This window comes from Streptomyces niphimycinicus (genome assembly GCF_018883605.1).
Taxonomy (GTDB): domain Bacteria; phylum Actinomycetota; class Actinomycetes; order Streptomycetales; family Streptomycetaceae; genus Streptomyces; species Streptomyces niphimycinicus.
Genome location: NZ_JAHLEM010000835.1, coordinates 1 through 6,991 on the forward strand (window position 1 = coordinate 1; position 6,991 = coordinate 6,991).

Here is a 6,991-nt window from a genome sequence, read left to right on the forward strand (position 1 = left end):
ACCGGCCGGGGCAGTCGGGCCGGTGGGGGTCACGCCGCCGCGCATGCCGCCGGGCCCTCCCGAAACGTTCCTCCCCGCCGATCCCCGACCGGCGCCACCATCACTGCGCCCGCCCCAACCGACGCACGCCCCCCTGCCCCCGCCGCCCGGGCGGGCGCCCGTGGCCGATCCGCTCGCCGCCACGCATGCGGCGATATTCGAGGCGGCCAACTCGGGGCGGCACAGCGAGGCCGCCTCGATGGCGGCCGCCTGGGAGCAGGAGGCCCTCCGGACCGCCGGTCCCCGGTCCGACGAGGCGATCCACTGGCTGGAGGTCCGGGCCGATCTCTCCCGTATCGCCGGGGACCCGGCCCGCGCCTGCGAGCTGTGGCTCGCGGTGGCCGAGGCGCGGCTGGGCAACGGGGAGCCGGTCGGCCACCCCGAGGTCGAGGGGGCCGTGGACCGGGCGCACCACCAGTGGCAGTTCGTGGCGGACCGGGCCAGGGCCGGCGCCCTCGCCCCGCCGCTGATCGAGCTGCGGAGCAGGGTGCCCGGACGCAAGCCCGGCGCGCTGGAGGCGGTCCGGCGCCGGGCCGAGCTGCTCCGGGCCCCGGCCCGCACGCGCTGACCGCCCCTCTGGCCGCGACGGGCTGACCGCCCCTCTGGCCGGGACGCGCTGACCGCCCCTCTGGCCGGGACGCGCTGACCGCCCCTCTGGCCGGGACGGGCTGACCGCCGTCGTTCCCCAGGACCGGAGACACCGGGATCGGGCTCAGTGGTGGAACGCCTGGGCGGTCCTCCCCGTGGGCGCGGACTGTGACCGCAGCTCCGGCAGCAGCGACCCCAGGTCGTTCACGAAGAGATCGGCGAGATCCGCCGAGAAGCCGTTGCGGCACACCACCCGCAGCACGGACAGATCCTCCCGGCCCGGTGGGAAGGCGTACGCGGGCACCAGCCAGCCGCGTTCGCGCAGCCGCCGCGAGACGTCGTAGACATCGAAGGCGCCGACCCCCTCCGCCGTGGTGAACGCGAACACCGGAAGCTGATCGCCCCGGCTGAGCAGGGTGAAGTCCCCGAACGCCGCGATCCGCTCGGCGAGCGAGCGCGCCACATCGCGGGTCTGCTGCTGGACGGCGCGGTAGCCCTCCCGGCCCAGCCGCACGAAGGTGTAGTACTGGGCGGCCACCTGGGCGCCGGGGCGGGAGAAGTTGAGCGCGAACGTCGGCATGTCGCCGCCCAGGTAGTCGACGCGGAAGACCAGCTCCTCGGGGAGCGCGTCCGCCGTGCGCCACAGCGCCCACCCCACCCCGGGGTAGACCAGGCCGTATTTATGCCCCGAGGTGTTGATGGAGGCGACCCGCGGCAACTGGAAGTCCCACACCAGGTCCGGGTCGAGAAAGGGGGCGACCATCGCGCCCGAGGCGCCGTCCACATGCACCGGGATGTCCAGGCCCGTGCGCTCCTGGAGGTCGTCCAGCGCCCGGCACACCTCGGCGACGGGTTCATAGGAGCCGTCGAAGGTGGAGCCGAGGACCGTCACGACGCCGATGGTGTTCTCGTCGCACAGCTCGGCGGCGGCCTGGGGATCGAGATGGAACCGGTCGCCCTCCATGGGCACCTGGCGCGCCTCCACCTCCCAGAAGTCGCAGAACTTCTCCCAGCACACCTGGACATTGGTCCCCATGACCAGATTGGGGCGGGCGGTCGCCGGATAGCTCACCGGATTCCGCTTGGCCCAGCGCCGCTTGAAGGCCATTCCGGCGAGCATGCACGCCTCGCTCGAACCCGTGGTGGAGCAGCCCACGACCGTGTCCGGATCGGGGGCGTGCCACAGATGGGCGAGCATCACCACGCACCGCCGCTCCAGTTCGGCGGTGCGCGGGTACTCATCCTTGTCGATCATGTTCTTGGCGAAGCAGTCCGCCATCAGCCTGTCCGCCTGCGGTTCCATCCAGGTGGTGACGAAGGTGGCCAGATTCTGGCGGGCGTTGCCGTCCAGCATCAGCTCGTCATGGACGAACTGATACGCGGTCGTGGGCGCCATCGGCTCGTCCGGGATGCAGTGGTGCGGGGGCCTGCCGGTCATCCCGCTCACCGGATTGGCCTCGCCGTAGACCGGATTGACGGAGAACGCAGAGCGATGTCCCCGGTGGGGTGGGGTGGGGGTGCCGTGATGAAGTGCCATCTTCGTTAAATTAGGGGCATATCGGCGATACACCCCGATCCCGCGCCGTGCCCCCGTGCCCCGCCCCCGCTACCCCGCGCTGCTGAGTGACGGCTACCCCGCGCTGCTGAGCGACAGCTTGGCCGCGAAGCCGAGGAACGCCGTGCCCGCGGCCGCCGAGAGCCCCGCCCTCAGCCGCCGGCGCCGCCGGAAGGTGGCCGCCAGATATGTGCCGCTGAAGATCAGCACCGACAGATAGGTGATGCTGAACAACTGCGCCCAGGCGCCCAGCGCCAGGAAGGACAGCGCGGGATGGGCGTAGTCCGGATCCACGAACTGCACGAAGAAGGAGATGAAGAAGAGGATCGCCTTCGGGTTCAGCAGGCTGATGACCAGCGCCCTGCGGTACGGGCGCTCGCCCTCCGCAGACCCCTTGGCCGCGTCCGCCGACTCCATCGAGCCATCCGCGGACTCCATGGCCGCGTCCATGGCCCCCTCCGCGCTCCCCGGACGGCGGCGCCACAGCGCCCGCGCCCCGCGCAGCATGCCCACCGCCAGCCAGGTCAGATAGCCCGCGCCCGCGAACTTGACCACCGCGAAGAGCACCGGGCTGGCGTTCAGCAGCGAGGCCACCCCGCCCGCCGACAGCGCCATCAGCACGGTGTCGCCGCACAGCACCCCGGCCGCTGCCCGATAGCCGGTACGGGGGCCGCGGCGGGCCGCGACCGACACCACATAGAGCGAATTGGGGCCCGGCAGCAGGATGATCAGCGCCAGACCGGCCAGATAGGTCGAAAGATCGGTTATCCCCAGCACAACCGGCAGGATGACAGCCGCCCCCCGCGCCGCCCAGCGGGTTTCGCCATCCGGACTTGCACCTCACGCGACGTGAGGGCGCACCGTGGAACCCGTACCGAACTGAAGGAGAGCGGATCAGGCCATGAGCTACTCCGTGGGACAGGTCGCGGGCTTCGCCGGTGTCACGGTGCGCACGCTGCACCACTACGACGAGATCGGACTGCTGCGCCCCGGCGCCCGCAGCGCGGCCGGGCACCGGCGTTACGGCGACGCCGACCTCGACCGGCTCCAGCGGATCCTGTTCTACCGGGAGCTGGGCTTTCCGCTCGAAGAGGTGGCGGTGCTGCTCGACGACCCGGATATCGATCCGCAGGCCCACCTGCGGCGTCAGCACCGGCTGCTGACCGACCGGATCGAGCGGCTGCGGAAGATGGCCGCCGCCGTCGAACAGGCCATGGAGGCGAGGAAGATGGGCATCAATCTGACCCCGGAGGAGAAGTTCGAGGTCTTCGGGGACTTCGACCCGGACGAGCACCAGGAGGAGGTCGAGCAGCGCTGGGGGAACACCGAGGCGTACCGGGAGTCCCAGCGCAGGGCCGCCTCGTACACCAAGGAGGACTGGAAGCGGATCCAGGAGGAGGCGGACGAGCTCGGCAACCGCTTTGTCGCGCTGATGCGCGCGGGCACCCCGCCGACGTCCGAGGCGGCGATGGACCTCGCCGAGGAGCACCGGCAGGGAATCAGCCGTAACCACTACGAGTGCGGCCATGAGATGCACGCCTGCCTGGGCCGGATGTACGTCTCCGACCACCGCTTCACGGAGAACATCGACAAGGCCGGGCCGGGGCTGGCGGTCTACCTCCGCGACGCGATCCTCGCCAACGCGGAGCGGCACCGCTAGGGCCCAGGGCCCTAGGGCCATCCCTGGAGGGTGGGGCCGGGGGCGGGCGTCCTGGGCGATGGGAACCAAGGGCACGCACACGGCGTTGATAGCTTTGGGCGGCACACTGCGAAGAACACCTCGGTTCCGCCCCGACCCTGCGGCCGGGCCTCGCACGAGCCTGCTTCCCTCGACCCAGGAGCCTCCCACCCGTGAACACCCTCGCGCTCGGCCCTCAGTGGCTGGACCCGGACTATCTGATCGAAACCTTCGGTCTGCTCGGCGTCCTGGCCATCGTTTTCGCGGAGTCCGGTCTGCTCATCGGCTTCTTCCTGCCGGGCGACTCGCTGCTCTTCACCACCGGCCTGCTGGTGACCACCGATGTGATCAAGCAGGATCTGTGGGTGGTGTGCGTGGCCGTCGCGGTCGCCGCGATCGCCGGTGACCAGGTCGGCTATCTCTTCGGCCGGAAGGTGGGGCCGTCGCTGTTCCGGCGCCCCGACTCCAAGCTCTTCAAACAGGAGAACGTGGAGAAGGCTCATGAGTTCTTCGAGAAGCACGGGCCGAAGTCGCTGATCCTGGCCCGCTTCGTGCCCATCGTGCGGACGTTCACGCCGATCATCGCGGGCGTCAGCCGGATGAACTACCGCTCGTTCATCATCTTCAACATCATCGGCGGTGTGCTGTGGGGCACCGGCGTCACCCTGCTGGGTTCGGCGCTCGGGAAGGTCGACTTCGTCCATCAGCACATCGAGCTGATGCTGATCGCGATCGTGCTGCTGTCGATCATCCCCATCGTGATCGAGTTCCTCCGGGCCCGCGGCAAGGCGAAGAAGGAGGCCGCCGCGGAGCCGGATCCGCAGGGCCCGGCCGCGGGCGCCCCCTCCCAGGGGCCGCGCGGGCGCCACGCCAAGCGCTGACGCCTAGCGGCAAGCGCTGACGCCGAGCGCCGGGGCCGCCGAGCGCCGGGGCCGCCGAGCGCCCCGGCGTCTCCCGCCGCCGTGGCGTTCCCCGTCACCCCGGCGTCTCCCGTCCCGCCTGCACCTCGTTCACCTGCGTTCACGCACATCACACACAGCCGCCCCCACTCCCCTTCGGCGGCCACCGCCCCGCACAATGGGCTCCGGTGGCCGCCGATGCTGCATCCTTGGCCGCTGGGAACCATACGGGGAGGGCTGGTGAGGAGCGAGGAGACGTGAGGCCGGACCGTCAGCAGACGCCGCGCGGGGCGAGCGCGGTGGACACGGACACGGGGGAGAGCCAGAAGCCCCAGTCCGACGAGGCGCACAGCGCCTTCACCCCACCCCTCGGCATACCCATGCCGCCTCCGCCCGAGGACGAGCACCCGACATCGGAGTTCGCCGTGCCCAGCGGGCTGACGGCGGAGACCACCGTCGAACCCGAGGGCTCGGCCTTCGTGCCACCCCCCGGGGTGAAGACCGCGCAGAGCAACCAGACCACCGGCGGCTTCCCCGCCATCACCCCGCCGAACGGCTTCCCCGTCGTCCGGCTGACCAAGGACGCCCCCTGGCAGGACCGGATGCGCACGATGCTGCGCATGCCGATCAGCGAGCGCCCGACGCCCGAGCGCGTGGAGCAGCAGGACGAGACCGGGCCGGCCGTGCCGCGGGTGCTCGACCTCACCCTCCGCATCGCCGAGCTGCTGCTCGCGGGCGGCGAGGGGGCCGAGGACGTCGAGGCGGCGATGCTCGGAGTGGCGCATGCGTACGGGCTCGACCGCTGCGAGCCGACCGTCACCTTCACCCTGCTGTCGGTCAGCTACCAGCCCTCGCTGGTGGACGATCCGGTCACCGCCAGCCGGACCGTGCGGCGCCGGGGCACCGACTACACCCGGCTGTCCGCGGTCTTCCGGCTGGTGGACGACATCACCTCGCAGGAGGAGTTCACCCTCGAGGAGGCGTACCGGCGGCTCGCCGAGATACGCCGTAACCGCCACCCCTACCCCGGCTGGGCGCTCACCGTGGCGGGCGGCGGGCTGGCCGGCGCGGCGAGCATGCTGGTCGGCGGTGACTGGCCGGTGTTCTTCGCGGCGGCCATCGGGGCGATGTTCGGCGACCGGCTGGCGTGGCTGGCCTCGGGGCGCGGGCTTCCGGAGTTCTACCAGTTCGTGGCCGCGGCGATGCCGCCCGCCGCGATGGGCGTGGCGCTCAGCCTCCTGAACTCCGGACTCCAGGCGTCCGCCGTGATCACCGGTGGGCTGTTCGCCCTGATCCCGGGGCGGGCGCTGGTCGCGGGTGTCCAGGACGGGCTGACCGGCTACTACATCACCGCGGCGGCCCGCCTGCTGGAGGTCGGCTATCTGATCGTGGGCATCGTGTGCGGGGTGCTCACGGTGCTCTACGGGGGCGTCCAGCTCGACGCCAAGCTGAACCCGGAGGCGGCGCTGCGCCATGTGGAGCGGCCGGTGATCCAGATCCTGGCGGCGATGCTGCTCGCGCTGACGTTCTGCATCCTGCTCCAGCAGGAACGTCACACCGTGCTGTTCGCCACGCTCAACGGCGGGGTCGCCTGGGTGGTCTACGCCGCGCTGGCCGATACCGCCAATGTCCCGCCGGTGGCCGCCACGACCGTGGCCGCGGGGCTGGTCGGCCTCTTCGGCCAGTTGCTCTCGCGTTATCGGTACGCCTCGGCGCTGCCGTATGTCACGGCGGCGATAGGGCCGCTGCTGCCCGGTAGCGCGACCTACTTCGGCCTGCTCGCCCTGGCCCAGGGCAACCTGGACCGCGGCATTCCGTTCCTCACCCAGGCGGCGGCGCTGGCCCTGGCGATCGCCATAGGAGTGAACCTGGGAGGCGAGGCCGCGCGCCTCTTCCTGAAGACCCCCGGCGCCACCATCGACCCCTCCGGCCGCCGCGCCGCCAAGCGCACGAGGGGCTTCTGACGGGCGCGCCGACCGGGGCCGCGCCCGCCCCGGGCCGCCGCCGTCCCGGGCCCGGAAACGCCGGAGGGCGGGACACCCACCGGGTGTCCCGCCCTCCGGCGTGATCAGGACTCAGTGGCCGCCGGCGGCCTCGAGGCGCTTGATGGACGCCTCCACCTCGGCCTCGGCCTCGGCGCGGCCCACCCAGTTGGCCCCCTCGACCGACTTGCCCGGCTCGAGGTCCTTGTAGACCTCGAAGAAGTGCTGGATTTCCAGGCGATCGAACTCT

At 71.6% G+C, this 6,991-nt stretch carries 7 protein-coding genes; 4 read left to right on the forward strand and 3 right to left on the reverse strand.

Annotated features, from left to right (window positions below):
* Positions 1–160 precede the first annotated feature (160 nt).
* Positions 161–607: a hypothetical protein gene (locus KN815_RS43760; RefSeq protein ID WP_253209617.1), complete on the forward strand. Its 447-nt coding sequence runs from the start codon at positions 161–163 to the stop codon at positions 605–607.
* Positions 608–751: 144 nt separating this feature from the next.
* Here the strand turns inward: KN815_RS43760 and gad are convergent, their stop codons facing one another.
* A complete protein-coding gene (gene gad, locus KN815_RS43765) occupies positions 752–2,164 on the reverse strand; it encodes a glutamate decarboxylase (protein ID WP_216347317.1) in 1,413 nt (470 codons plus the stop codon).
* Positions 2,165–2,257: 93 nt separating this feature from the next.
* On the reverse strand, positions 2,258–2,959 hold the full coding sequence (leuE, locus tag KN815_RS43770; RefSeq protein WP_216347318.1) for a leucine efflux protein LeuE: 702 nt from the start codon (positions 2,957–2,959) through the stop codon (positions 2,258–2,260).
* Positions 2,960–3,083: 124 nt separating this feature from the next.
* Between leuE and KN815_RS43775 the strand changes: the two genes are divergently transcribed.
* From KN815_RS43775 to KN815_RS43785, 3 genes are all read left to right on the forward strand, one after another.
* A complete protein-coding gene (locus KN815_RS43775; RefSeq protein WP_216347319.1) occupies positions 3,084–3,842 on the forward strand; it encodes a MerR family transcriptional regulator in 759 nt (252 codons plus the stop codon).
* A gap of 191 nt (positions 3,843–4,033) precedes the next feature.
* Positions 4,034–4,741, forward strand: a complete 708-nt coding sequence (locus KN815_RS43780; RefSeq protein WP_216347320.1) for a DedA family protein — start codon at positions 4,034–4,036, stop codon at positions 4,739–4,741.
* A 275-nt stretch (positions 4,742–5,016) separates the two neighbouring features.
* Entirely contained in the window at positions 5,017–6,723 is a 1,707-nt protein-coding gene (locus KN815_RS43785; protein WP_216347321.1) for a threonine/serine exporter family protein, read from the forward strand.
* Positions 6,724–6,834: 111 nt separating this feature from the next.
* Here the strand turns inward: KN815_RS43785 and KN815_RS43790 are convergent.
* On the reverse strand, positions 6,835–6,991 hold a 157-nt coding region (locus KN815_RS43790), incomplete at its 5' end, for an inorganic diphosphatase (RefSeq protein WP_216347322.1).